Origin of the sequence: Belliella baltica DSM 15883 (assembly GCF_000265405.1) — a bacterium.
In the GTDB taxonomy this organism is placed as follows: Bacteria; Bacteroidota; Bacteroidia; order Cytophagales; family Cyclobacteriaceae; genus Belliella; species Belliella baltica.
This window is the reverse complement of record NC_018010.1, coordinates 1,109,378-1,132,613: the sequence shown is the minus strand read 5'-3', so window position 1 is coordinate 1,132,613 and position 23,236 is coordinate 1,109,378. Positions and strand designations below refer to the sequence as shown.

Sequence of the window (23,236 nt, the reverse complement as noted above, 5' to 3'; positions counted from 1 at the left end):
TAGAAACTCAAAAAAAAGGTTCGCAAAATTGAAAGGTTTTCTTATCAAGTAGCTCTATAAACCGATTAGATCAATTTTTAATTTCTTTGTCAAAATCATTTACGGAAGTCAGTGGCTTGAATTGAATTCACACGATAACCTACAGCTAGGATGGCTTCTAGACGATAATTTCGATTTTCCGAGAGACCTTCTTGCTCCCTTCTATTTGAACTGTTTCCAAAATGGAAACAGTTGATTTTGGTTCCAATTCTCATGATTCAAATATATTCTTTAGATGCTTATTTATAGTCGGAACATTTACTCCAAACAATTCTGCCATCCCTTTTTGGGTCAACCAAAAACTTCCATCCTGAAAATAAACTGATACGTTTACTTGCTGATCTTGAGTATGATATAGTAAAAGGTCTCTTGCTTTCATATCAATTATTTGAAGTAAAACTTTTTGAAATACTTTTTCCAGTCTGCTACAGATAGTTCAGTTGGGTAGTATCACTTACCAACTGACTATTTTCTTTTTTTAAAACCATGTAAAGTTTTTAGCCTCTTCCTCAGTATTTACTTCTTCAGATTCTCCAAAAATTGCCTTAGTGCAACTCTCCAATTTGGATCTGCATCCCACTCAGGACCGATGTAAAGTTCATTTCGAACAAGGAACTTGATGTAATATTTCACGACAATTCTAGATCCTTCTTCGCCCTCAGAGACTGGCAAACCCATACTGCTTTTGAGGTCGTTTTCTCTTCCTTCTACGCGCATTAAGACAAATTGAATTCTATCGCTAATCAATTCTGCTTCAGTTTTAGCAGCAGTCAAATACTCTACTTGATAAGGATAGCTTGATTTAAAGATCCCTTCCAATCCACTTTTCTCTGATGCTTGCTCAGCAGATATGGCAGCTTCAGATTTGCCAAGTAAGTCATAGCGGTACAAACTCAAAAAAGCAGACTCTCCCGCCGCCCCAGATAAAGGAACTCCAAGTTTGAAGACATCTAAGTTTAAAGGATTTCTGTTCAAAAATCTATTTGCTCCCCCAGCCAAAGAGCTTTCACTTGCAGGGAATTCAGGTACGTCTATAACCAATAAATTTTTTGTCCTGACGCTATTCCCTATTACTGACAAACTCTCATTCATCTCTTCAATATTTGAAGAAGAAAGCGCATAAATACCAGCGTTAGGAACGATATTCTTATTGTTAGTAAATGGAGCAATAGATAAAACTACCTCTCCAGATGACTTTCTGGTGACAATGACAATATTTTTAATCATTCTTTTGTTGAATGCTTCGGCATAGCCAGCTTGTGTTTCTTCTGAAAGGGTTAGACCCTCTAATTCATAGTATGCAACTGGATCTCCCCCAGCTTCGACTATCCCTTCATGAATCACTTCTGACAATGCTGTCCAGGTCAGAGAAGGTCTCGCTTGTGGGGAATTCGATATCAAGACTACGGACTTACCATTTAAAAACCCTTCTGGCAATCCTCCCTGTGAAAAGGATTCTGTAAATATTAAAAAAAACATCAGCGCTGCTGAGAAAATTTTCATAGTTGAATTTGTTTGAATCATTCGGGTAACACGAATATAATTAACGTCTTGATATTATTTTCATTATACGGCTGAATATTGAAGTCATTCTGATTTTGAAAAGTAAATTAATGATATCCAAAACTCGGGTACTAAAATCACATTTTTGCATAGCCATAAAGCAAAAATCAATTTAGATGAACATATTCTTAATTTATTTACATCAAAAATATTACTTTGCAGTAATCTTATCGATTTTAGGATTTCTAAAAGAGAAAGAAAAATTTAAAAATTGACTACACAATGAAATCATACTTAAAAATAGCTCTTTTCTTTTTCATCCTTTACTTTCCTATATCTTCTCAAGCTCAAAAAATAAATCAGGAACAGTTGATTTCAGATATCAAATACTTATCGTCTGACGAACTTGAAGGAAGAAAACCCATGTCTGAAGGTCATTTAAAAGCACAGGCATTTATCAAAGAACGGTTTGAAAAATTAGGCTTAAGTAGTCAGTATGATGATTTTACACAAAACTTTTCTTTTACCAACCGAAGAGAAGGAAAAACCTATGAAAGAGCTGCAAATATTGTTGGGTTTATACCAGGAAGTGAATCAGACAAAATCATTGTAGTCATGGGACACTATGATCATATCGGGAGAAATGGCGACGACATCTTCAATGGTGCTGATGACAATGCATCTGGAACCGTTGCTATGATGGCTTTAGCAGAATATTTCTCCAAAAACAGACCCAAGCATTCGATGATGTTTGTGGCTTTAGACGCTGAAGAAATGGGCATGCAAGGTGCACGGGCATTGGTTGCTGATTTTCCTTTTCCAATCGATCAGGTCAAACTCAATATCAATATGGACATGGTCAGCAGAAACGATCAGAATGAACTGTATGCTGTCGGTACACACCACTATCCCTTCTTGAAACCCAGTTTGGAAAGAGCTTCTGTAGGTTCGTCTCCTAAATTAATGTTTGGACATGATGTGCCCGGATCGGGAAGAGATGACTGGACCAATGCTTCAGATCATGCTCAATTCCATCAAAAGAAAGTGCCATTTATCTATTTTGGGGTAGAAGATCATGACGATTACCATACCCCTAGAGATACTTTTGATAATATTCAACCTGAGTTTTTCAAAGGAGCAGTAGAGTTGATTCTCGATTGTCTTATTACACTTGATACGGACTTGCTGAATTGATTTTCAGCAAGTCTTTTTTTTAAACTCTTGAAATGCGCTAAATTTACACTTTATATAAAATCTAAGGTTTGGCCAAAACGGACATCATCACTCGTTTTTTGATTTGGAGACTCAGACACCTAAGTACCAAAAACTTTGTTTTGATCTTAAGTGGACTGATTGGAATAGTTGCTGGACTAGCTGCTGTGATATTAAAAACGGCGGTACATGCCATCCAAAAATTTTTGACAGAAGATTTTAATGAAGCATATGCCAACTTTTTCTACATCATCTACCCACTAGTTGGAATTTCTCTGGCTTTTTTGGTAGGGACATATCTTATCAAAGATCAAGGAGGCCACGGTATACCGGATTTGCTTTACAACATTTCAAAAAAAAGCAGCTTAATTGCTAAAGTGAAAATGTATAGTCGAGTTATTACTTCGGCGATTACTGTGGGTTTTGGCGGATCGGTGGGATTGGAAGCACCAATAGTTGTAACTGGATCGGCCATAGGTTCGAATTTCGGGAACTTGATGCATCTCAATGCAAAAAAGCGCACCTTGCTTATAGGTTGTGGGGCCGCAGGAGCCATTTCAGCAATTTTCGGTGCGCCGATTGGTGCTGTCATTTTCGCTATAGAAGTTATCTTGCTTGAAGTGAGCGTGGGAAGTTTCATCCCACTTTTGATAGCATCAGTGGCCGGTTCTATTACATCGATGCTGCTTTTGGGAGAAGATGTGATGTTCACATTCAATCTCTCAGACAGTTTTTTGGCAGCACATATGCCTTATTATTTTCTCTTGGCTATTTTTACGGGAATCATTTCTCTCTACTTCTCCAGAGTGGTTTTGAAAACTGAAAATCTCTTAGGAATGATGACTAGCCCTTGGCTCAAACTCCTTTATGGTGGAGCTTTTTTGGGATTAATCGTATTCTTTTTTCCACCGATATATGGTGAAGGATATGACACACTAAACGCATTGATTGATGGAGATCCGCAGCGCCTGCTCGCAAATAGTCCATTCTTCTCAGAAATTAACAATCCCTATTTTATTATTCTTTTCTTGATGTTGATCATTTTCATCAAACCAATCGCTTCTGCAATTACAATTGGTGCAGGAGGAAGCGGAGGAATTTTTGCCCCTTCCTTATTTGTTGGAGGGATCACTGGGTTTGTGTTTGCTTATGCTGCGAATCTTTTTGGATTGCCAATCGCATTGCCAATCGCACATTTTACTTTGGTGGCTATGTGTGGTGTCATGAGTGGAGTACAACATGCCCCTCTTTCCGCAATATTCTTGATTGCTGAAGTTACAGGCGGCTATGAATTGTTTCTCCCTTTGATGTTGGTTTCTGCGATTTCATTCGTGACCACCACATACTTTGATAAGGATTCTTTATATGTGAAGCAACTCAAAGATACAGGGCGCTACCTAACTGAATCCAAAGATGAAGAAGTCTTGGATAATATCAATATCAAAAAAGTCATGGAGAAAGATTTACTTCCTATTGATCCAAATGCAAGTCTAGGAGATCTCTGTAAACTAGTAAGGCTTTCTAAAAGGAATATTTTTCCTGTAGTCAATGAAGATGGTGAACTCAATGGAATCATCACTTTAGATGATATTAGGGATATTATGTTTGATGAAAACAAACAAAAAGACATCAAAGTACAACAGCTCATGCACAGTCCACCGGAGGTAATTTTCCCTGATGAAAACATGCAGAAAGTAATGGATAAATTTGAAAAATCGGGAGCTTGGAATTTACCTGTCGTAGAAGCGGGGATTTATTTAGGTTTTATTTCAAAATCTAGGATTTTTAACGCCTACAGAAAGCGTCTGATGAGACAAAATTTGGAATAACTCTATCTATTTTCTTTATATTTTCCCCAATAGTAGGCTGGAAAAATCAACGCCTTGAGTTTCCAATCATTCTTTTCTTTGAATGAAAGGTTTGTGTCTTCATGAACAGTTCGGTACATTTTTCCAGCCATAAGTGCATGTGCGATCAGCAGTAAAAAAATAACTGCATATACGATTAGTTCTGTCATATTTTCTCGAAAATTAAAGCTGCCCAATTGTCCTTATCTTTTTGGCTTAGAAGTTTGAACCCAACAGATTTTGCCTTTTCGTGAATATCCTCAATATCGTGTGTGTAAAAACCACTAAGGAGCAAATTGCCTTGCTTTTTGACTAATGAAGCATAAATTTCAAGTTCGTCCAAAAGGACATTCTTATTAATATTAGCTAAAACAATATCAAAAGTACCTTGTGGAGCGACTTCACGAACCGTTCCTAGTCCCATCTTAACGTCTTTCATACCATTGAGATCAAAGTTTTCATTGCCATTGTCCACGCACCATTCGTCAATATCAAAAGCCTCCACTTCTGAAGCTCCTAGCTTGTGCGCCATGATGGCCAAAATCCCTGTTCCCGCTCCTATATCAATCACTCTCTTGCCTTGATGATCAATCGTCAATTGATGTGATAACATCAAGAAAGTAGTCGCATGATGCCCCGTACCAAATGACATCTTTGGATTGATCAGGATTTCATGCTTAAACTCAGACTTTGCAGGATGAAAAGAAGCTCTCACATAAACCTCTTCGCCAACTGCTATCGGGTCATAGTGCTTTTCCCATTCTTCATTCCAGTTGACTTTTTCCATCATACCTTCTGTAATTTCTAAATCAGCAGCATCTTGGTAGCGATTGACTACTTCTTGATAGCTTTCTCTTGAAAAAGATTTTTCTTCGATATAGGCATCAAGGCCTGTGTCCGTTTCCAAAAAAGAATCGAAACCCACCTCAGCCAGTTCAGCTATGAGGATTTCACGAAAATCTTCTTTACAATTAATTTTAAACTCTAAATACTGCATAAATTGGTGTTGGAAAGGGTATAAAAAGACCTGCCAGGTTTAATTTTGTCAAATAGCTATTCTATATCGATTACTAGGTAAATCAATATAGAATGAAAACCTGGCAGGTCTAAATTTTGGCAATTAGAATGATTTAATTATATCTACAAAATCTCTTGACTTCAATGACGCTCCGCCGATCAAACCACCATCTACATCTGCTTTGGAGAAAATATCTTTGGCATTGCCTGGATTACAACTACCTCCGTAAAGGATTGACGTATTATCAGCTGCATTTTGACCATATTTGCTTGCCAAATGATCTCGGAGAGCTTTGTGCATTTCTTGCGCCTGATCTGAAGAAGCAGTTTTTCCTGTACCTATAGCCCAGATTGGTTCATAGGCAATTACGATTTTTGCAAAACCCTCAGCACTCAAGCCGAATAAGCTTTCTGTTAATTGGTTTTTCACATAAGCCTCATGTGTACCAGCTTCTCTGATTTCCAGAGGCTCACCACAGCAGAATATTGGCGTAAGCCCATTTTCCAATGCTTGTTTTACTTTAGCAGTAAGGAGTTCATTACTTTCTTTGAAATATTCTCTTCTTTCACTGTGGCCAATGATCACATACTCGGCTCCAAAAGACTTCAACATAGTAGCTGATGTTTCTCCTGTAAATGCCCCAGAAGCTTTATCAGAGCAATTTTGTCCTCCTAAAAATAAGTTTGGAGTATTTCCGACTAATTTTTTGACAGGAAAAAGATGAACAAAAGGCGGGTTCAAAACCACGGTAACATCTTTGATGTTTTCATCTTTATACATATTGACAATCTCAGTTGTCAGTTTCTGACCTTCGTCAAAATTGAGATTCATTTTCCAGTTTCCTGCTACAATTTTCTTACGCATGGTTCTAAAGGTTTGGTTAATAGATTTGATAAAAATAACGTAAGTCGTTACTTTGTTATAAAATTACACAAAATGTCCTACCCACGAAAAGAATATGGTGCTGAACAGCCCAAAAAATACTGGAGCTTGGAAGCAGCAAAGCTGAAAATCGCATCATATTGTGCCTATCAAGACCGTTGTCAGAAGGAGGTTAGGACCAAGCTTCATGAAAAAGGAATCCATGGTGATCAGGCCGAGGAGTTGATTTCTGAGATGATTAGTGAGAATTTTTTGAATGAAGAGCGCTTTGCACGGTCCTTTACACGTGGAAAATTTCGCTTGAAAAAATGGGGTAGAAATAAAATTTTACAAGAATTAAAATTCAAAGGAATAAGTCCAAACTGTATCAAATCAGGAATGAAAGAGATCGATCCCGAGGAATATTTCAAAATACTCTGTCATGTTGCGGAAAGAAAATGGGCTTTGACCAAAGAAACAGACCCATTCAAAAAAAAATACAAGGTGCAGCAGTATTTGATGTCAAGGGGATTTGAGATGGACTTAATTTTGGAGGCAATGGATGTGATTGATAGCTAATACAAAAACCCAAATAACCACAGAGGTATCTTGCTTCCAAACAAATTGATTTGGTTTCAAATCAATTTTGATAGTTTTTCCATTTCAGTACAAATCAATTTGAACTGCACTAGGCTACATTCTCAACAGCCGTTGGCTACGCCTGAACGCAGGAATATCTACATTGGACATCTGTATTCTGCAGTGCAGATGATGATTAAATTTTTTAAACCGCACAATTCAAGCCTTTTATTTTAATAATCTATTGAAATCCCGTATTTTGCAAAATATTTAATGCAGCAATGATTCAGAAACTCTTTCCTTTAGACAAAAATTACATTCTTCGACAGGCGCAAACAGCTATGGAAGATAGAATGCTTGATTTAATGGTTTTTGAACTGAAGAGATCTTACACTTCGCTTTACAATCCACTGATGTTGATGGATAATACCTTCAATCAAATCTTGGATGCGTATGATTTCCCTAAGGATAGATTGAAAATTATCTATCACCAACTTTGCGGAGTTTACAGATACAAGTTCGGGTCTAATCAATTGGAATTGCTTTTTGATGGGAGAACACATTTGGATAAGTTCCAAGAAGATTGGTCGGGGCAGTTGACTGCATGGATCAGAGAACTCGGCCAACATGAACAATATGTGAAAACTATACTCCGCATGACTGTGCTTTTTGATACTGAATCAAGAGCAGAATGGTCAGAAAATCAATGTAAAGCGTTTATCAATCAATACTTTGATTTAAAAATTATCAAGAGAAAAGGTGAGCTGAAGCTCAAAACAGCCTAAAATTTAATTTCTCTATCTTATAAAAACAATAAAGGCTCCGAACATCGGAGCCTTTATTGTTCTATTCCACAGTAACTGACTTGGCCAAATTCCTTGGTTGATCTACATTACAACCTCGCATCACAGCTATATGGTAAGATAACTGCTGAAGTGGAATCACTGAAAGTAAAGGAACAAAAGCCTCTGCTGTATCAGGAACCTCCAAAACGTGATCAGCCATTCCCCTTACCACTGTGTCACCTTCTGTAACAACAGCAATGATCTTTCCTTTTCTCGCTTTTACTTCCTGAATATTAGAAACCACCTTTTCATAAGAGGTATCCTTAGTAGCAATAAATACTACAGGCATTTCTTCGTCAATCAAAGCGATAGGACCATGCTTCATTTCAGCAGCAGGATAACCTTCAGCATGGATGTAAGAAATCTCTTTCAACTTCAAAGCTCCTTCAAGCGCAACTGGGAAGTTATATCCTCTTCCCAAATAAAGGAAGTTTCTAGAATCTTTATAAATCGCAGCAATTTTTTCAACGTTTGCATTCATCTTCAACGCTTTTTCAACTTTGGCAGGAATACCTTCCAATTCATTGAGCAACTGCACATATTTGCTTTCAGTCAATGTCCCCCTTTGATAGCCAAGCATCATCGCCATCATAGTCAATACTGATATTTGTGCTGTAAAGGCTTTCGTTGAAGCGACTCCAATTTCTGGCCCTGCGTGGGTATAGCAACCCGCGTGTGTAGCTCTTGCAATAGAGGATCCCACCACATTACAAACACCAAAAATAGTTGCCCCTTTTGATTTAGCCAATTCAATGGCCGCTAGTGTATCAGCAGTTTCGCCTGATTGGGAAATTGCAATGACAAAATCCTTTTCACTGATTACTGGATTTCTATATCTGAATTCTGAGGCATACTCTACTTCTACAGGAATCCTAGCAAACTCTTCAAATAGATACTCTGCCACCAAGCCAGCATGCCAAGAAGTCCCACATGCAGTGATGATAATTCTATCTGCATTTTGAAACTTGTTCATATAGTCTCTAAGACCTCCAAGGACCAGCCTGCCATTTTTTGCATCTAACCTTCCACGCATACAATCTGCGATTGATCTTGGCTGTTCGTTGATTTCCTTCAACATGAAGTGGTCATAACCACCTTTTTCTATCGCCTCAAGCTCCATTTCAAGCTTATTGATATATGGATTAGTTTCCACATTTTCAATAGTCTTGATTTGAAGGTTATTGTTTCGAATGACTGCTATCTCGTAGTCATCTAAATAAATCACCTGATTGGTGTACTCAATAATTGGAGTTGCATCAGACGCTAGGAAATATTCCCCTTGACCAACTCCTATCACTAATGGAGAGCCCTTTCTAGCAGCAATTAGCGTATCAGGCTCCTCTAAATTCATGATTACAATTGCATAAGCACCGACAACCTTATGTAGGGCAAGTCTAACCGCTTCTTCTAGGCTACAGTCATTGTGTTTGTGGATATCCTCAATAAACTTCATAAAGACTTCAGAGTCAGTCTCACTATGAAATTGATATCCTCTATTAATTAAATCAGTCTTTAGGACATCATAATTCTCAATGATACCATTGTGAATCATGGCAAACTGCTCATTAGAAGAGTAATGCGGATGAGCATTGACGTCATTAGGTTCTCCATGTGTTGCCCAACGAGTATGGCCTATTCCAATTTTTGAAGTTAAAGACCCTTGGCTCGAAAGATGGTTTTCCAATTCAGAAACTTTCCCTTTCTTTTTATATACATTAAGGCCATCTTGATCTATTAGAGCTACACCAGCGCTATCATAACCCCGATATTCTAATCTTTTTAGACCTTTGATAATAATTGGCAGCGCTTCTTGCTGCCCAACATAAGCTACTATTCCACACATAAGTAAAAATTTTTAAAGAATAAAGGTAAACTTTTTCATAGCAAGAATGCAAAAACCCAACCGTAAAAATGACTCCATTTACAAATGGAAATAAATTTTTCGGTTTGGATACATTGAGTTTTCACCCACTAATGCTGATTTCTAAAATGCCCTAATTTTAGAATAATATATTTTCAATTTGATATTGTTTTGATCTACTGTAAATCCTCGAAATGATTTTTTGAAGATATCTCCACTTCCCTGTTGTGGTGGAGCCGCCGGAGTAAGTATTAAATCATTTCTTTGGAGACCTTGTCTGTAAACTGCGTTCATGTAAGAAGTCATTCTTTGACGGTAAGTGTTGATATTACTATTATAACCCATATATGCTGGTATATCAGTAGCTGGCTCTAAATCTCCATTCTCCTCTGACACCAATTGTGCTTGACCATCTTGTTGAACGGTCAAAAGCCTCCCCATACTGTTACTTAGAAATGAATTTGTCTCATCTGTAAAATACATTAACATCGACAAAGGGGGTCTATTCGTCTCCACGTGGTTCCCAACTGGACCTATTTCCATAGTGATTTCGTTAAAAGTCACATTTTGTAAAGTATCCAAAAACGCATCAATAGGACTTGTGTCAATTTTCATTACTAAACCAACATTTGATTTTATACCAACTCTATTTCCAACATCATATGATTGACCAGGTTGGGTAATCACTGCTGTAGGTGTCCCACTTCTGTCATTATTGACATAATTAAAATTCCTAGATTGTGCTGTGCTAATTAAATACCCTCTGGAAGCTGTATCTCCTTGGTTTTTGTAATAAATCACGATGCCAGTACTATTTCCTACTCTAATGGAGGTAGAAGCGTTTTCTTCCGTATTCCCTTGAAAAGCTATCCCTGGAATAAGATCTCTCAAAGTAAACACATCTCTAAATGCATCTCCCTTTTTCAATTCATCAAAAATAAATTGGGAGAACCCTGATTCCATTGGAACTGATACTATTGTATCTTGACTTGCAGAGAAATTAAAACTTCCTGTAGCAATCGGTTCTGGCTCAAAATCCAAACGATCATAATTATAGTAAATGGTATCTAATATCCTTTCATTTAACAAGTGTACAGAAAGTGTTTTGGGAGTGCTTAAATCATCTCCAATAACTGTTTCAACTTGAAAATTAAATTTAACAGAATCCAATACTGCATTTTCATCAGGTCGAATACCTGTAGGACTGATCGCCAGACGACTAAATCCAATTCCCTCAGTTTTCCCAAAGAAATCATCATTTAAACCACCAACGACCATAGAACCCGCATTAGTAGTTATAAATGAGTCCAGCAAAACCATAGAAGCAGAAAGGGGTATTTCCGTGTAGAAAACCCCTATCTGATTATTGTTCGGATCCAAATCTAACCCGAGGGTAGAAGGATCGCTGCAAGAACTCGCAATGGATAATGTAATGAAAAGACCTCCAACCAGCTTAGCTGGCAAGGTCGTTATAGATGTTGTAATAACTTTCAAAAAGTTGTTCTTCTTCTTCGCTGTTAATCTCACACTTCTTGTCTTTAGAGCAATCTTCAATTAATTGTGTTAATTTCTCTGAGATATCTTCGTTCTTGATGACTACGTCGGCATATTCCATTCCTATTTTAAGGAATCCTTCATAGTCTTTAGATTTCAAAGGAGCAAGAATGGCATCATCAATGTCCACCATTTTCACTTTCTCAAACAAATCGTCGCCAAATTTATGGCTAAATCCTGTATTATAAATAGCAAATACTGATTTTGTATCTTTAAATAAAGGTTCGTTTTTGTAGGTAGTCTTCAAATACATTGGTATCAAACTGGTCATCCAATCATTACAATGTACCACATCTGGAGCCCAACCTAGTTTTTTTACTGTTTCAATTACACCTTTACAGAAGAATATGGCTCTTTCGTCATTGTCTTCGTAGAACTTCTCCTGCTTATCGTGGAAAACGCTCTTCCTTTGGAAATAGTCTTCGTTGTCTATAAAGTAAACTTGAAGCTTCGCATTCGGAATAGATGCAACTTTTATGATCAAGGGTTTTTCTTCCTCACCAACAGCTATGTTGATTCCAGAAAGTCTCACTACCTCATGCAACCTGTTCTTTCTTTCGTTGATCAAACCAAATCTAGGAACAAGAATTCGAATTTCCATACCTTTCTCTTGCATAGCCTGTGGTAAGGCTCTTACAAAATTGGCAACTTCAGAAGTTTGTAGGAATGGGTTGATTTCGCTGGCTACGTAGAGAATACGAAGTTTAGACATATCTTGTTGTTTTTTGTTGAGGGATAATACGGGACTACAAACTTACAAAAAAAATCCTTCAAATCCATTGTTTTTATCTGGAATAACATAGCTTTGCGGCTATTTTACATTTTCCAAAATACACATATTGTGACAATCCTCAGGACCAAACAGGCTGTAAAATCAGCTTTACAGATTCTTAGAAATAGTCAAAAAACCATTGGATTTGTTCCTACAATGGGGGCTTTACATCAAGGTCATTTGTCTTTAGTAGAAAATGCCAAATTATCTTCTGACGTAGTACTTGTGTCTATTTTTGTAAACCCAACCCAATTTAACAACAAAGAAGACTTTGAAAAATACCCCATTACCATCGAAGAAGATTTACTACTCTTGGAAAAAATAGGTGTTGATTTTATCTTTTTACCAAGTGTAGAAGAAATGTATCCAAGTCCGATTTTGTTAAAAATGGACTTTGGAGACCTAGACAAAACGCTCGAAGGAACCTATCGCCCAGGGCATTTTAGTGGTGTTGGAGTGGTCGTATCTAAATTGTTAAACATTGTTAAACCTGATAAATCTTACTTCGGACAAAAGGATTTGCAGCAAGTTGCTATCATCAAACAGCTAGTAGCCGACTTATCCATCGATGTAGAAATAGTAGTAGTGCCTACAATCAGAGAAGCTGATGGATTGGCTATGTCCTCGAGAAATGTCAGACTCAATGCTGAAGAAAGATTGATTGCAACCATCCTATACAAGTGCCTGGTTTTTGCCAAAGATGAACTTTTAGCAGGGACAGATTGGTTTGTCATCAGAGAAAAAGTAACCAAAAGATTTCATGATGAACCAGAAGCAAGGTTAGAATATTTTGAACTGGTTCAAACGGAGTCTTTAGAAAAACTTGAGCGAATAAAAGGTCAAACTTCTGTATCAATCTGCACAGCAGCATACATCGGTGATGTGAGGTTGATAGACAACCTTTCTATAGTTTAATTACATTTGCAAAAAATTTGAATCATGCATATTCAAGTATTAAAGTCTAAAATTCATAGAGTAAAAATTACACAAGCAGAGCTACATTATGTGGGAAGCATCACAGTGGATGAAGACTTGATGGACGCTGCTAATATCATTGAAAACGAAAAGGTTCAGATCGTCAATGTCAACAATGGCGAAAGGATAGAAACTTACGTGATCAAAGGAGAACGAGGTTCGGGTATGGTTTGCCTCAACGGACCTGCAGCACGCAAAGCACAAGTTGGAGATATTGTTATTATTATTTCTTACGCTTCTATGGATTTTGAAGCCGCGAAATCACATCAACCCGTCTTGATTTTTCCAGATGATCACAATAAAGTAATATAATATTGAGACTTACTATCAAACAATGGATCCAGGTGGTGCTTTCCTTAGGGGTAGCCATCTGGATTTTTTGGTTTTTGTATAAGGACATCAGCTTTGCCGAACTTGCAGATGTAATAGCGGAAACATCCATGTTCTGGCTCGCTGCCTCTATCCTGATTGCAATCTGGGGTTTTTGGCTTCGAGCATGGAGATGGAAATTGTTGATAGATGCTGGTGAAAATCATCAAACCTCCACCTGGAGAGCGTTTTGGGCCTTACAGATTGGCTATTTAGCAAATTTACTTGTTCCTCGTGCGGGAGAAGTGGCTCGGTGTGGCGTTTTGAAAAAAACAGAAGGAATTGAAATGGGCAAACTCTTTGGAACGGTGATTTTGGAGAGGACAATCGATTTACTTTTTATGGCATCCACGATTTTTTTAGCCTTCTTCTTTGAAAGAGAGCTTTTTGTCAATTTATTTTCTGAACTCGTTTCAGTAGATGACCTCTTCGAGAAAATCAACAATGCGCTTCCCATATTTGTAGGAGGTCTAATCATTGCTATTGTTTTCTTTTACTATCTATTCAGAAAATATAGAGACAATAGCATCATTAAAAAACTGAGACATTTTATTAGAGACTTAATCAAAGGAGTGGTTAGTGTGAAGAAAGTAAAAAATCAACTCGGTTTTTGGGCTTCTTCTATTGCAATTTGGGTTACTTATTATTTTACCATGTTTTCTGTTGCTAAGGCAATTCCGGCCACTGCCAGTTTGTCACCAAGCGCAGTATTAATGGTGATGGTGATGGGAAGTATTGGCATGGTAGCGCCTGTTCAGGGTGGAATCGGAACCTTCCATGCACTTGTGGCTTTCATTTTGATAAGATATGGATTATCGGAAGAGCAAGGGAAAATCTTCGCTGCCATCATTCACGGAAGTCAAGTATTGACCATTATTGCATTGGGATTATTGGCTTTGGGAATTTTCTTTAAGATCACTGCCAAAAAAGAACCCAAATCTTCCTAAATTCGTAATACCAACAGTTAAAAAAACAAAGCTATGATTATACTTATCGTCGTTGTATTCGGAATCGCGGGATTCGTTGTAAGCAACAGGTTAAAAAGCAAATTCAAAAAGTATTCACAAACTCCACTTCAAGCGAATCTTTCAGGAAAGGAAATCGCTGAGTTGATGCTTGCTGATAATAAAATTTATGACGTGACAGTCAATTGTGTAGAAGGTCAGCTTTCTGATCACTACAATCCAGCAAATAAAACTGTAAACCTGAGCCCTGACGTCTATTACGGAAGAAATGCAGCTGCTACAGCTGTTTCTGCCCACGAATGTGGTCATGCGGTACAACATGCCACAGCATACTCTTGGCTACAAATGAGATCCGCCATGGTTCCTTTACAAAATGCAAGTGGCAAAATTCTTAATGTTGTCCTTATTGCCTCTTTGTTAGGCGGGTTTTTGATCAATCTTCCCTACGAGATAATTGGGTTTATAGTAGTGGGTGCTTACGGAATTATGACACTCTTCACATTAGTAACCTTACCAGTCGAATTTGATGCGAGTAGAAGAGCATTGGCTTGGGTCGATCAAAGAAATATCGTCACGCGCTCAGAATATGCAATGTCAAAAGATGCATTGAAATGGGCAGCAATGACTTATGTGGTTGCAGCTTTAGCCTCGTTGGCTACATTAGCATATTACATATTTATTTTCTTCGGAAATAGAGATTAAAAAATTCTGGAAACCAAAACATTGATTTTGAGTTTACATAAGAGGCGCAAGTAATTGTGCCTCTTATTTTTTTGAATTATCTTTCAGGCCGAAAACAAATAACCCAAATATTGATATGAATTTTGAATATACAGAGGAGCACTTGGCAGTGCGAGATGCAGCGAGAGAATTTGCTCAGGCAGAACTACTTCCTGGAGTAATTGAAAGAGATACTGAGGCGAAATTTCCCACAGAACAGATTAAAAAAATGGGTGAATTGGGTTTCATGGGTATGATGGTGGATCCCAAATACAATGGGGGAGGCATGGATACGGTGTCTTATGTCTTGGCAATGGAAGAGATCTCTAAAATCGACGCATCAGCTTCTGTCTCTATGTCTGTCAATAATTCTTTGGTGTGCTGGGGGCTTGAGAAATATGGAAACGAAGAGCAAAAAGAAAAATATTTAAAACCATTGGCATCAGGAGAAATCATTGGAGCTTTTTGTCTTTCTGAACCCGAAGCTGGATCAGATGCTACTTCTCAAAAAACTGAAGCCGTTCTAGATGGCGATCATTATATTCTCAATGGAACAAAAAACTGGATCACAAACGGAAACACTGCGAGTGTCTATTTAGTAATCGCTCAAACAGATGTTTCAAAAGGCCATAAAGGAATTTCAGCGTTTATCGTTGAAAAAGGTCTTGATGGTTTTATCGTTGGGAAAAAGGAAGATAAGCTAGGAATTAGAGGTTCGGATACACATTCATTAATGTTTACCGATGTGAAAGTTCCAGTAGCAAATAGAATCGGTGAGGAAGGCTTCGGGTTTACTTTTGCAATGGAAACTTTAAATGGAGGTAGAATCGGTATTGCTGCACAGGCATTAGGCATCGCTTCCGGCGCTTACGAATTGGCCTTAGCATATTCAAAAGAAAGAAAAGCTTTTGGAAAAACGATCAGTCAACATCAAGCAATCCAATTTAAATTAGCAGATATGGCCACAAGTATAGAAGCTGCAAGATTGCTAGTTTACAAATCTGCTGTTCTCAAAGACCAAGGAAAAGATTATGCTTATGCATCGGCAATGGCAAAATTATATGCATCGCAAGTCGCTATGGACGTCACGGTAGAGGCAGTGCAAGTGCATGGTGGTTATGGATATGTCAAAGAATACCATGTAGAGCGCCTTATGCGGGATGCAAAAATTACCCAAATCTACGAAGGAACTAGTGAGATTCAGAAAATAGTTATATCACGTAGTATTTTAAGATAATCCAATCAAACGTTTGAAAAGAAGGGTAAAAATTAAATTTTTTTACCCTTTTTCTTTTTTAGATGAAATTTTTATTAGATAAGTACAGTAATATCTGGAAATTTATCCTAGTTTTACAACAAAACCACAAAGACTTCTTTCATGGAATATTACAATAAAGTCATAGAATCCGTAGGTGTTCGCTTTTTGAAAGGCAACAATTATAAAATTGACAAATCTGTAAGTGTTGCTGATTTTAGCGACTCAGAAAATACTGTCATCTTACTTCATCAAGGATCTCTCAAATTCTCAGAAGATGGAGAAGGTGTCAATGAAGGTGAAATTTTATTCATTCCAGCTGGAAGAAAAAGCAATGTTACTTTTGGCTCAGTTACCAAAAAAACTGACCTAACCAACGAGGCTTTTTTAGACAACAAAAGAAAATACCTTCAAACAATTAGTTTTAAAGATATTAAATCCCTAGAGGAGGATTGTATCACAATAGTCAATTTTGACGCTAAGGTTTTTGATGTAGTAAATTTCTTTAATTCTCTTGGAATTCCACCATTTGTCATTCGATTCAATGACCGGATCGCTACTGTCATAGAAGATATTGTTAAAGAAAACGAACAAAGTACTCCAGGTAAAGAAAGAGTAATCAAATTGCATACTGAGCTTTTGGTAATAGAAATAGTCAGACACATTTTGAAAAATAGACTTTTTGTAGAAGAGCTATCTACAAATAGCACCTATTTCAAAGATCCTAGGCTTATAGACATGTTCAATTATATCAAAAAGAACATCGGTGGAGATCTTTCCAACAAAGTTTTGGCAAAAGTTGCCAACGTTTCAGAAGATTATGTTGGGCAATACTTCAAAATGCTAACAAGCATCAATCCTCAAGATTACATTGAATATCAAAGAATGGAAGCTGCAGTAGAATTGCTAAGGACATCCAAGAAAAGTATCCGTGATATCGGAAAAGAAGTTGGTTATAAAGACACCGCATATTTCTGTAGAAGATTTAAGATGATGTATGGACTTCCGGCTGGAAAAATGAGAAGAAGAGAGTCTCTAATTAATGTTCAGTGATAAATTCAAGACATGAATATATTCCAAAACCTCAGTCAACAAACTGAGGTTTTTTTCTGCCCCATTGCCAATCACTACGACATCTGCTCCAGCATGAAAAGTGTCTTTGACTTTTTGTAAAGTATCTAGCCCTCCACCTACAATCAACGGAGCTTGGATAGATTTTTTAATACTGTCGATAATCTTTGGTGAAACAGGGATTTTGGCTCCACTTCCGGCATCTAAATAAAAATATTGCAGACCCAAAAATGCTCCCGCTAAGGCTGTAGCTACTGCAAGTTCGGGCTTGTGATTAGGCAATGGAATGGTCTGACTAATATAATTTACACTTGTAGCCACCCCACCATCTACCAACATATAGCCGGTAGGCAAGACTTCTAATTTTGATTTAGCTAAAAGTGGCGCTATTGTCACATGCTGACCTATCAACAAATCAGGATTCCTTCCCGAAATAAGTGATAAAAACAATATTCCATCTGCATGATTAGAAAACTGGATCACACTCCCAGGAAACAAAATTACAGGCAAGTCCGAATCTACTTCCTTGATCATCTTAATAATCCTATCAAGATCATTTTTTTCAATCAGACTTCCTCCAATAAAAATAAAGTCAAGATTGAGTTGAGACATCTCTCTTACTTGCTCTAAAAAAGAGAAATCCTCGACTATTTTGTCGGGATCTATCAACCAAGCTAGTGCCTTTTTGCCTTCTTTGGAAAGTGCTTTTAACTTTTGTTCAATCTTATTCCTCATCTTCACTTTTCACTTCTTCGGAAGAAGAAAAATATCCTTTGATAAGCTGCTCTCTTCCATAACCTATAGCCATTGGAAGTAAGATTGCAGCCATTCTACCTACAAATCCAGATTGTTTTTTAGCATTCAGCTTTGCTACAATATCGTCATCTAGCAATCCTTCTTTTTCAAGAACAGACAGGATTTTTTTATTTTTGCTTTCCTTTTTGCCTTTGATCAATTTAACCAATCCAAATGCGAGTAAGCCTCCTGCCAAAATACCAGAACCTACCTTCAACCAATCTTGAGAGTCTGACTTGATTAGATTCAATTGTGCTTGCAGCGTTTCTTCTAGCTCTTCTGCTTTTTTCTTGAGATCTTCTTTCATAACACCTATTTTTTACCTCTGAAAATAAATGTTTTAAAAAATTGCTTAAAGGAATCAACCAAACTTTTTGATTCTCTTATCAAGTATAAAAAAACAAATAACAAGAGATAAAGTAAAGCTACGTAGAGAAACCCTTTGAATGGAGAATACAAAATCTCTCCAAGATAAAAAGCCAGTGAAATACTGGCAAAGAGCAAAATCATCAAAGACGCTAACCCCATCAATACCAAAATGAATATCCTAGAAAACATATCAGAAAAATGATCCTGGATTTCACTTTTTACTATTTCAACTCGAACTTCAATCAATTGCTTGATTGTCTGTATGATTTCTGAAACATTCAGCATAATCGTAATTTTAAAAATTCAATATTTGATTTAATATTACAATATACGGCAAAAAGCTGGCTACAAAAAGATTCAAGGGTCATACCTCATTGTTTTCTGTATAAAACATGTAAGTTAAGACTGCTTCCAATGCCTTTTTAATAGCAACATTGATTGGAAACTGCTCTTTTGTAAGCTGAAAATCTATATTATATAACTGGGAATAAGCGTCTCCACTTGATGGAACTACCGCACCTTCTTTGATAACTTGTACAGTTCTTTGGTATAGATCTGCTTTTTGTTCTTTGATGATTTTACAAGTAATCAGTTCCTTTTTCCCTTCTTTATTTCTTCTGGCAGCACTTCCAAAAAGTCTACAAATCATCCCCCTATTTGCATAATCAGAACAAAAACCAGATTTTGCATCTTGGCTGAAGGATTTGTAAATAATACAAAATGCCTCTTCGCCCACTTCTTCAAGAAGCTCAAGTGCCTTTTCTGCCTTGCCCTTTTCATAAAGGTCAAATGCTAAAGGTAAAAACTCCAACACTGAAGCATGTACATTTGGATTGGCACAGCATGCACCGCAGCCACTGATACAAGACAGTTGACTTTCCTCCATAAATACTTTTATTTCAATATCCAGTTCAGCAAATACCTGTCTGACTTCCAGCGACTTTTCACGTAAATTCATATACAACTCAACAAAAGTTTGCGAAGGTAACTCCAGTTCTGATCTAAAGCAAAAAGTTTTTTTCTGCAACTTTTTATTCGTGATATTGATTATTACTAGTGTAAATTTTCGATGTGTAAAAGAAAAATCTAACTTTGAAGGCTTAATAAAATTTTTAAGCCTTTTAATAAAATCGTTTTTTAGATAAAGTCAAAAAATATGAGTGATCAAAACGGAAATATCGATCCTAAGCAAGAAGAAAGAATAAGAAAAGCTTTCAAAGAAAGAGATTGGAATGAAATCAAAAGTGCTGATTCATGGGCCATTTTCAAGGTCATGTCTGAGTTTGTTGAAGGATTTGAAAAATTGTCAAGAATTGGGCCTTGTGTGTCAATCTTTGGTTCGGCAAGGACACCAAGAGAACACCGCTATTATAAAATGGCTGAAGAAATTGCTGCCAAACTCGTAAGGCATGGCTACGGTGTCATCACAGGAGGTGGTCCGGGCATTATGGAAGCAGGAAATAAAGGCGCACATTCAGAAAATGGGAAGTCTGTAGGGGTCAATATTGTTCTACCTTTTGAGCAGTTCAATAATATTTACATTGACCCTGATAAGTTGATCACTTTCAATTATTTTTTTGTGAGAAAAGTGATGTTTACCAAATATGCACAAGGCTTTGTCGTTTTACCTGGAGGATTCGGAACTTTAGACGAATTATTTGAAGCTTTGACATTAATTCAAACGAATAAAATAGGAAGATTTCCAATTGTCTTGGTGGGCAAATCTTATTGGTCAGGATTAGTAGATTGGCTAAAAGCAACCATGTTAGAAAATAAAAACATCAATGAAGAAGATTTAGAATTATTCTCTGTAGTAGAAGATGCTTCAGAGGCGGTAAAAGTGATTGACGAATTCTACAGTAAATACCTTCTTTCTCCAAACTATTAAAAACTTGCAAAAATTCCATCTCTATATCATATATGGACTTCTTCTCCTACTTTTCGGTTTATTCTTTCTCTATCAAATAGAGAGCAAACAAACTGATATCAATTATGATGAAGTTTTGGTTGAGCAAGAAGGTGGAGAGCATCTTCGAATGATGATTCCCGATAGTCGAGCAAAACTTTTTGCTCTTCCCGAAAAAATTGATTTTGCTGGAGAAAATGTCCCTCTTGAGATTGAAGAGGTTAGAGAAAGGTATGAGAGGGAAATCTATGTCAATGCCTATTGGCAGTCAAATATGATCCTTTTGATGAAAAGATCTGCCAAATATCTTCCAACTATAGAAAGAATATTGAAAGAGCATAACATTCCAGAGGATTTCAAATATTTAGCTATTGCTGAGTCAGGCCTACTTCACGTAACCTCGGCTGCTGGTGCAAAAGGTTTTTGGCAGTTTATGCCAGCTACTGCCAAAGAATATGATTTAGAGGTCAGCAATGATGTCGATGAAAGGTATCATTTGGAAAAGTCAACTCACGCGGCTTGCAAATACATCAAGGCAGCTTATGCAAGATTTGGCAGTTGGACTTCTGTAGCCGCAAGTTACAATATGGGTATGAGCGGACTCTCAAGAAGAAAAAATGATCAAAAACAAAGCAATTATTATGATCTTTTGCTTAATGATGAGACAAGTCGTTACGTATTTAGAGTCTTGGCATTTAAGGAAATTTTTGAACAACCCGAAAAATTTGGCTTCAATCTAAAAGAAGAAGATTATTATAAACTTCCAATAACCCGAGAAATAAAGGTTGATCAAAATATAAACGATCTTGCAGAATGGGCAATAAAGCATAACAGCAGTTACAAAGATTTAAAAATTCTTAATCCTTGGCTGAGGTCAGGTAAATTAAGGACTGCAAGAGGTAAAGAATACCTGATTCAGCTTCCTGTTTGATTATAGATCTAAAATGATTTTTCTTATTCGCTTTTTGTTGATATCTTAATCAGCACAATATATATTTTTCTTAAATTTTCATGAAGAAGATCATTATTGCCCTACTTGGACTTATTGTGGTCATTGTTTTAGTACTCAGAGGAGTTCCCCTACTTATCAACAGTTATCTAAACAACAATGCTGACAGAATCGTCAGCGGCATGATTACTCGAACAAGTGGTTTTGGTAATCACGAAGTGACATTCGGAAACATCAAGTTGGATTATAATTATTTCGGAACATACCTTGAGATTGCTGACATCAAAATTGAACCTACTGAAGAAATCCCAACTGATCAGGTCAAAGTAAATCTTCATCTGAAAGAAGCAAAAATCACAGGCTTCAGATGGGCAAGTTTTTTATTGGACAATTCTATCAAAATAGACTCAGCAAGCCTTGAAAACTTGGAGGTATTGACCTTAACTCCTCCAATAGATTCCCTGAACTTAGAAAAATCTGAAAACAAGAAGAAAAAGCTAAACAAGGATTATGATATCATTGGAGCAAAATGTATATCGTTGAAAAACTTCAATCTTGAAAATCGAGACAGCCGGAACGACTCTACTCGCCTTGATATTAATAATCTTTCAGTTACAGCTCACGATTTTGCTTTGAGTAAAGAAGACATTTTAAATCCAGCTTCGCTTTTTGATGTCGCACTTGTACATGGTGAAATTGATGACATTAATCTTCATTTTGACGATTTTAGACAAGTTGCTTCGCTGAAAAATCTAGTTTTCGATACCAAAGATAAAACAATGCATATCGAGAATTTCAATTTGTTGAACAAACTCGATAAATATGCCTACACCACTTCTTTCGAAAAAAGAAAAGGCTGGATTCAACTCAAAAATGGGAAACTCGAAGTAAAAGGGATGGATTTTGATTCATACTTGAGAGAAGGCATTTTCGAAATAGATTCATTGATTGCCAGCAATATTGAATTGGAATCTTTCACAAATAAAAGAGTCCCTGAAAATTTTGAAAAGCGACCAGCAATGGTTCACGAAATCTTTGAAAATGTCAACACCAGCATTCATATCAAAAACACCCAACTGAAAAATGCCCACATACTTATTGAAGAACGTCCCGATAATGCTGCACCACGATCAGGAACTATCTTTTTTTCTGACCTAAATGCCAGCATTGGAAGTATCAGCAATCATAAAAATGATGAACACCAAGAAGAAAATAATCTCAAAATAAATGCTGAAGCTATGTTGATGGGCAAAGGAAAAGTCAACATAGAGATCAATTATATTTTAGATGACTCCTTGGGAAATTTTAATATTCGAGGCAGTTTGGGAAGAATCAATCTCCAAGAAATCAATACGATGGTAGAGCCAGAAGCAAAAGTTCGAATCAAATCAGGAGTCATAAACCGTCTGGACTTTAACATTTTTGCAAACGACCTAGAAGGTGAAGGTGAAGTCATTGTTAGATATGACAATTTGGAAATCGAGCTACTAAACGATGACTTTGTAAAGGATAAGAACTTGTTAAGAAGAATTGGTTCCTTTATTGCGAGTAAAATGATCATCAAATCTCAAAACCCTAGGAAAAATGGCGACCTCCAAAAAGGAACTGTCTATGCCAAGCGAATTCAACATAAATCAGATTTTAATTATTGGTGGCAGCTGATTTTTTCTGGCATAAAATCCACAGTAACTGGCGAAGACAGAGAAGCCATGATAAAAAGTGCAAATGAAACTTCCGCTGCATCAAAGTAAAGTTAAAATATGAAGTTCTA

The 23,236-nt window shown here is 36.9% G+C and carries 26 protein-coding genes; 13 read left to right on the top strand and 13 right to left on the bottom strand.

Annotated elements, in window-relative coordinates; genetic code table 11:
* Positions 1–95 precede the first annotated feature (95 nt).
* From BELBA_RS19960 to BELBA_RS05280, 3 genes are all read right to left on the bottom strand, one after another.
* A complete protein-coding gene (locus BELBA_RS19960; protein WP_083833691.1) occupies positions 96–254 on the bottom strand; it encodes a virulence RhuM family protein in 159 nt (52 codons plus the stop codon).
* Complete coding sequence (locus tag BELBA_RS19955; RefSeq protein ID WP_041779535.1) at positions 251–418, bottom strand: virulence RhuM family protein; 168 nt, start codon at positions 416–418, stop codon at positions 251–253. Before BELBA_RS19955 ends, BELBA_RS19960 begins: the two co-directional genes overlap by 4 nt.
* A gap of 137 nt (positions 419–555) precedes the next feature.
* On the bottom strand, positions 556–1,542 hold the full coding sequence (locus tag BELBA_RS05280; protein WP_014771720.1) for a hypothetical protein: 987 nt from the start codon (positions 1,540–1,542) through the stop codon (positions 556–558).
* Between the two features lie 282 nt (positions 1,543–1,824).
* Between BELBA_RS05280 and BELBA_RS05275 the strand changes: the two genes are divergently transcribed.
* Positions 1,825–2,736, top strand: a complete 912-nt coding sequence (locus BELBA_RS05275) for a M28 family peptidase (RefSeq protein WP_014771719.1) — start codon at positions 1,825–1,827, stop codon at positions 2,734–2,736.
* Positions 2,737–2,804: 68 nt separating this feature from the next.
* Positions 2,805–4,583 carry a chloride channel protein gene (locus tag BELBA_RS05270; protein ID WP_014771718.1) on the top strand — a complete coding sequence of 593 codons (1,779 nt, stop codon included), beginning with the start codon at positions 2,805–2,807 and terminating at the stop codon, positions 4,581–4,583.
* Positions 4,584–4,585: 2 nt separating this feature from the next.
* Here the strand turns inward: BELBA_RS05270 and BELBA_RS05265 are convergent, their stop codons facing one another.
* The 3 genes from BELBA_RS05265 to tpiA form a co-directional block, all read right to left on the bottom strand.
* Positions 4,586–4,771 (bottom strand): hypothetical protein, encoded by a 186-nt coding sequence (locus BELBA_RS05265; protein ID WP_014771717.1) that lies wholly within the window; start codon positions 4,769–4,771, stop codon positions 4,586–4,588.
* Positions 4,768–5,598, bottom strand: a complete 831-nt coding sequence (gene prmA / locus BELBA_RS05260) for a 50S ribosomal protein L11 methyltransferase (protein WP_014771716.1) — start codon at positions 5,596–5,598, stop codon at positions 4,768–4,770. Before prmA ends, BELBA_RS05265 begins: the two co-directional genes overlap by 4 nt.
* Positions 5,599–5,721: 123 nt before the next feature.
* The gene (gene tpiA / locus BELBA_RS05255; protein WP_014771715.1) at positions 5,722–6,483 is read right to left on the bottom strand and encodes a triose-phosphate isomerase; all 762 of its coding nucleotides are present in this window, start codon (positions 6,481–6,483) and stop codon (positions 5,722–5,724) included.
* 72 nt (positions 6,484–6,555) lie between these two features.
* Between tpiA and BELBA_RS05250 the strand changes: the two genes are divergently transcribed.
* Together BELBA_RS05250 and BELBA_RS05245 are read left to right on the top strand one after the other, a co-directional pair.
* Complete coding sequence (locus BELBA_RS05250) at positions 6,556–7,059, top strand: regulatory protein RecX (RefSeq protein ID WP_014771714.1); 504 nt, start codon at positions 6,556–6,558, stop codon at positions 7,057–7,059.
* A 281-nt stretch (positions 7,060–7,340) separates the two neighbouring features.
* Complete coding sequence (locus tag BELBA_RS05245) at positions 7,341–7,844, top strand: hypothetical protein (protein WP_014771713.1); 504 nt, start codon at positions 7,341–7,343, stop codon at positions 7,842–7,844.
* 61 nt (positions 7,845–7,905) lie between these two features.
* On the opposite strand, the gene glmS is transcribed toward BELBA_RS05245, so the two are convergent.
* The 3 genes from glmS to BELBA_RS05230 all read right to left on the bottom strand — a co-directional run bounded on the left by glmS (position 7,906) and on the right by BELBA_RS05230 (position 12,031).
* Entirely contained in the window at positions 7,906–9,747 is a 1,842-nt protein-coding gene (glmS, locus tag BELBA_RS05240) for a glutamine--fructose-6-phosphate transaminase (isomerizing) (protein WP_014771712.1), read from the bottom strand.
* A gap of 141 nt (positions 9,748–9,888) precedes the next feature.
* Positions 9,889–11,259, bottom strand: coding sequence for a DUF4270 domain-containing protein (locus BELBA_RS05235; protein WP_245531137.1), 1,371 nt, complete (start codon positions 11,257–11,259; stop codon positions 9,889–9,891).
* On the bottom strand, positions 11,219–12,031 hold the full coding sequence (locus BELBA_RS05230; protein ID WP_014771710.1) for a glycogen/starch synthase: 813 nt from the start codon (positions 12,029–12,031) through the stop codon (positions 11,219–11,221). The genes BELBA_RS05235 and BELBA_RS05230 overlap by 41 nt, the downstream gene beginning before the upstream one ends.
* A 129-nt stretch (positions 12,032–12,160) precedes the next feature.
* On the opposite strand from BELBA_RS05230, the gene panC reads away from it, so the two are divergent.
* The 6 genes from panC to BELBA_RS05200 all read left to right on the top strand — a co-directional run bounded on the left by panC (position 12,161) and on the right by BELBA_RS05200 (position 17,428).
* Entirely contained in the window at positions 12,161–13,006 is an 846-nt protein-coding gene (gene panC / locus BELBA_RS05225) for a pantoate--beta-alanine ligase (RefSeq protein ID WP_041779243.1), read from the top strand.
* Between the two features lie 24 nt (positions 13,007–13,030).
* Positions 13,031–13,378 carry an aspartate 1-decarboxylase gene (panD, locus tag BELBA_RS05220; protein WP_014771708.1) on the top strand — a complete coding sequence of 116 codons (348 nt, stop codon included), beginning with the start codon at positions 13,031–13,033 and terminating at the stop codon, positions 13,376–13,378.
* Between the two features lie 2 nt (positions 13,379–13,380).
* Positions 13,381–14,382, top strand: coding sequence for a lysylphosphatidylglycerol synthase transmembrane domain-containing protein (locus BELBA_RS05215; RefSeq protein ID WP_014771707.1), 1,002 nt, complete (start codon positions 13,381–13,383; stop codon positions 14,380–14,382).
* A 33-nt stretch (positions 14,383–14,415) separates the two neighbouring features.
* Positions 14,416–15,102, top strand: a complete 687-nt coding sequence (locus tag BELBA_RS05210; protein WP_014771706.1) for a zinc metallopeptidase — start codon at positions 14,416–14,418, stop codon at positions 15,100–15,102.
* A 115-nt stretch (positions 15,103–15,217) separates the two neighbouring features.
* A complete protein-coding gene (locus tag BELBA_RS05205) occupies positions 15,218–16,357 on the top strand; it encodes an acyl-CoA dehydrogenase (RefSeq protein WP_014771705.1) in 1,140 nt (379 codons plus the stop codon).
* 141 nt (positions 16,358–16,498) lie between these two features.
* Positions 16,499–17,428, top strand: coding sequence for a helix-turn-helix domain-containing protein (locus BELBA_RS05200; RefSeq protein WP_014771704.1), 930 nt, complete (start codon positions 16,499–16,501; stop codon positions 17,426–17,428).
* On the opposite strand, the gene BELBA_RS05195 is transcribed toward BELBA_RS05200, so the two are convergent.
* The 4 genes from BELBA_RS05195 to BELBA_RS05180 form a co-directional block, all read right to left on the bottom strand.
* Positions 17,411–18,181 carry a phosphoglycerol geranylgeranyltransferase gene (locus BELBA_RS05195; protein ID WP_014771703.1) on the bottom strand — a complete coding sequence of 257 codons (771 nt, stop codon included), beginning with the start codon at positions 18,179–18,181 and terminating at the stop codon, positions 17,411–17,413. The genes BELBA_RS05200 and BELBA_RS05195 overlap by 18 nt on opposite strands.
* Positions 18,171–18,548: a hypothetical protein gene (locus BELBA_RS05190; protein WP_014771702.1), complete on the bottom strand. Its 378-nt coding sequence runs from the start codon at positions 18,546–18,548 to the stop codon at positions 18,171–18,173. Before BELBA_RS05190 ends, BELBA_RS05195 begins: the two co-directional genes overlap by 11 nt.
* A 5-nt stretch (positions 18,549–18,553) precedes the next feature.
* Positions 18,554–18,895, bottom strand: a complete 342-nt coding sequence (locus BELBA_RS05185; RefSeq protein ID WP_014771701.1) for a phage holin family protein — start codon at positions 18,893–18,895, stop codon at positions 18,554–18,556.
* A gap of 79 nt (positions 18,896–18,974) precedes the next feature.
* Entirely contained in the window at positions 18,975–19,637 is a 663-nt protein-coding gene (locus BELBA_RS05180) for a YkgJ family cysteine cluster protein (RefSeq protein WP_014771700.1), read from the bottom strand.
* A gap of 129 nt (positions 19,638–19,766) precedes the next feature.
* On the opposite strand from BELBA_RS05180, the gene BELBA_RS05175 reads away from it, so the two are divergent.
* From BELBA_RS05175 to BELBA_RS05165, 3 genes are all read left to right on the top strand, one after another.
* Positions 19,767–20,498: an LOG family protein gene (locus BELBA_RS05175; RefSeq protein ID WP_014771699.1), complete on the top strand. Its 732-nt coding sequence runs from the start codon at positions 19,767–19,769 to the stop codon at positions 20,496–20,498.
* Between the two features lie 4 nt (positions 20,499–20,502).
* Positions 20,503–21,447, top strand: coding sequence for a lytic transglycosylase domain-containing protein (locus BELBA_RS05170; protein WP_041779242.1), 945 nt, complete (start codon positions 20,503–20,505; stop codon positions 21,445–21,447).
* Between the two features lie 80 nt (positions 21,448–21,527).
* Positions 21,528–23,216: an AsmA family protein gene (locus tag BELBA_RS05165; RefSeq protein WP_014771697.1), complete on the top strand. Its 1,689-nt coding sequence runs from the start codon at positions 21,528–21,530 to the stop codon at positions 23,214–23,216.
* The last annotated feature ends 20 nt before the right edge of the window (positions 23,217–23,236 follow it).

Bases quoted from the DNA above. Each gene is read 5' to 3' on its own strand.
- BELBA_RS19960 (WP_083833691.1), bottom strand. From the start codon at position 254: ATGAGAATTGGAACCAAAATCAACTGTTTCCATTTTGGAAACAGTTCA.
- BELBA_RS19955 (WP_041779535.1), bottom strand. From the start codon at position 418: ATGAAAGCAAGAGACCTTTTACTATATCATACTCAAGATCAGCAAGTA.
- BELBA_RS05280 (WP_014771720.1), bottom strand. From the start codon at position 1,542: ATGAAAATTTTCTCAGCAGCGCTGATGTTTTTTTTAATATTTACAGAA.
- BELBA_RS05275 (WP_014771719.1), top strand. From the start codon at position 1,825: ATGAAATCATACTTAAAAATAGCTCTTTTCTTTTTCATCCTTTACTTT.
- BELBA_RS05265 (WP_014771717.1), bottom strand. From the start codon at position 4,771: ATGACAGAACTAATCGTATATGCAGTTATTTTTTTACTGCTGATCGCA.
- prmA (WP_014771716.1), bottom strand. From the start codon at position 5,598: ATGCAGTATTTAGAGTTTAAAATTAATTGTAAAGAAGATTTTCGTGAA.
- tpiA (WP_014771715.1), bottom strand. From the start codon at position 6,483: ATGCGTAAGAAAATTGTAGCAGGAAACTGGAAAATGAATCTCAATTTT.
- BELBA_RS05250 (WP_014771714.1), top strand. From the start codon at position 6,556: ATGTCCTACCCACGAAAAGAATATGGTGCTGAACAGCCCAAAAAATAC.
- BELBA_RS05245 (WP_014771713.1), top strand. From the start codon at position 7,341: ATGATTCAGAAACTCTTTCCTTTAGACAAAAATTACATTCTTCGACAG.
- glmS (WP_014771712.1), bottom strand. From the start codon at position 9,747: ATGTGTGGAATAGTAGCTTATGTTGGGCAGCAAGAAGCGCTGCCAATT.
- BELBA_RS05230 (WP_014771710.1), bottom strand. From the start codon at position 12,031: ATGTCTAAACTTCGTATTCTCTACGTAGCCAGCGAAATCAACCCATTC.
- panD (WP_014771708.1), top strand. From the start codon at position 13,031: ATGCATATTCAAGTATTAAAGTCTAAAATTCATAGAGTAAAAATTACA.
- BELBA_RS05210 (WP_014771706.1), top strand. From the start codon at position 14,416: ATGATTATACTTATCGTCGTTGTATTCGGAATCGCGGGATTCGTTGTA.
- BELBA_RS05205 (WP_014771705.1), top strand. From the start codon at position 15,218: ATGAATTTTGAATATACAGAGGAGCACTTGGCAGTGCGAGATGCAGCG.
- BELBA_RS05200 (WP_014771704.1), top strand. From the start codon at position 16,499: ATGGAATATTACAATAAAGTCATAGAATCCGTAGGTGTTCGCTTTTTG.
- BELBA_RS05195 (WP_014771703.1), bottom strand. From the start codon at position 18,181: ATGAGGAATAAGATTGAACAAAAGTTAAAAGCACTTTCCAAAGAAGGC.
- BELBA_RS05190 (WP_014771702.1), bottom strand. From the start codon at position 18,548: ATGAAAGAAGATCTCAAGAAAAAAGCAGAAGAGCTAGAAGAAACGCTG.
- BELBA_RS05185 (WP_014771701.1), bottom strand. From the start codon at position 18,895: ATGCTGAATGTTTCAGAAATCATACAGACAATCAAGCAATTGATTGAA.
- BELBA_RS05175 (WP_014771699.1), top strand. From the start codon at position 19,767: ATGAGTGATCAAAACGGAAATATCGATCCTAAGCAAGAAGAAAGAATA.
- BELBA_RS05165 (WP_014771697.1), top strand. From the start codon at position 21,528: ATGAAGAAGATCATTATTGCCCTACTTGGACTTATTGTGGTCATTGTT.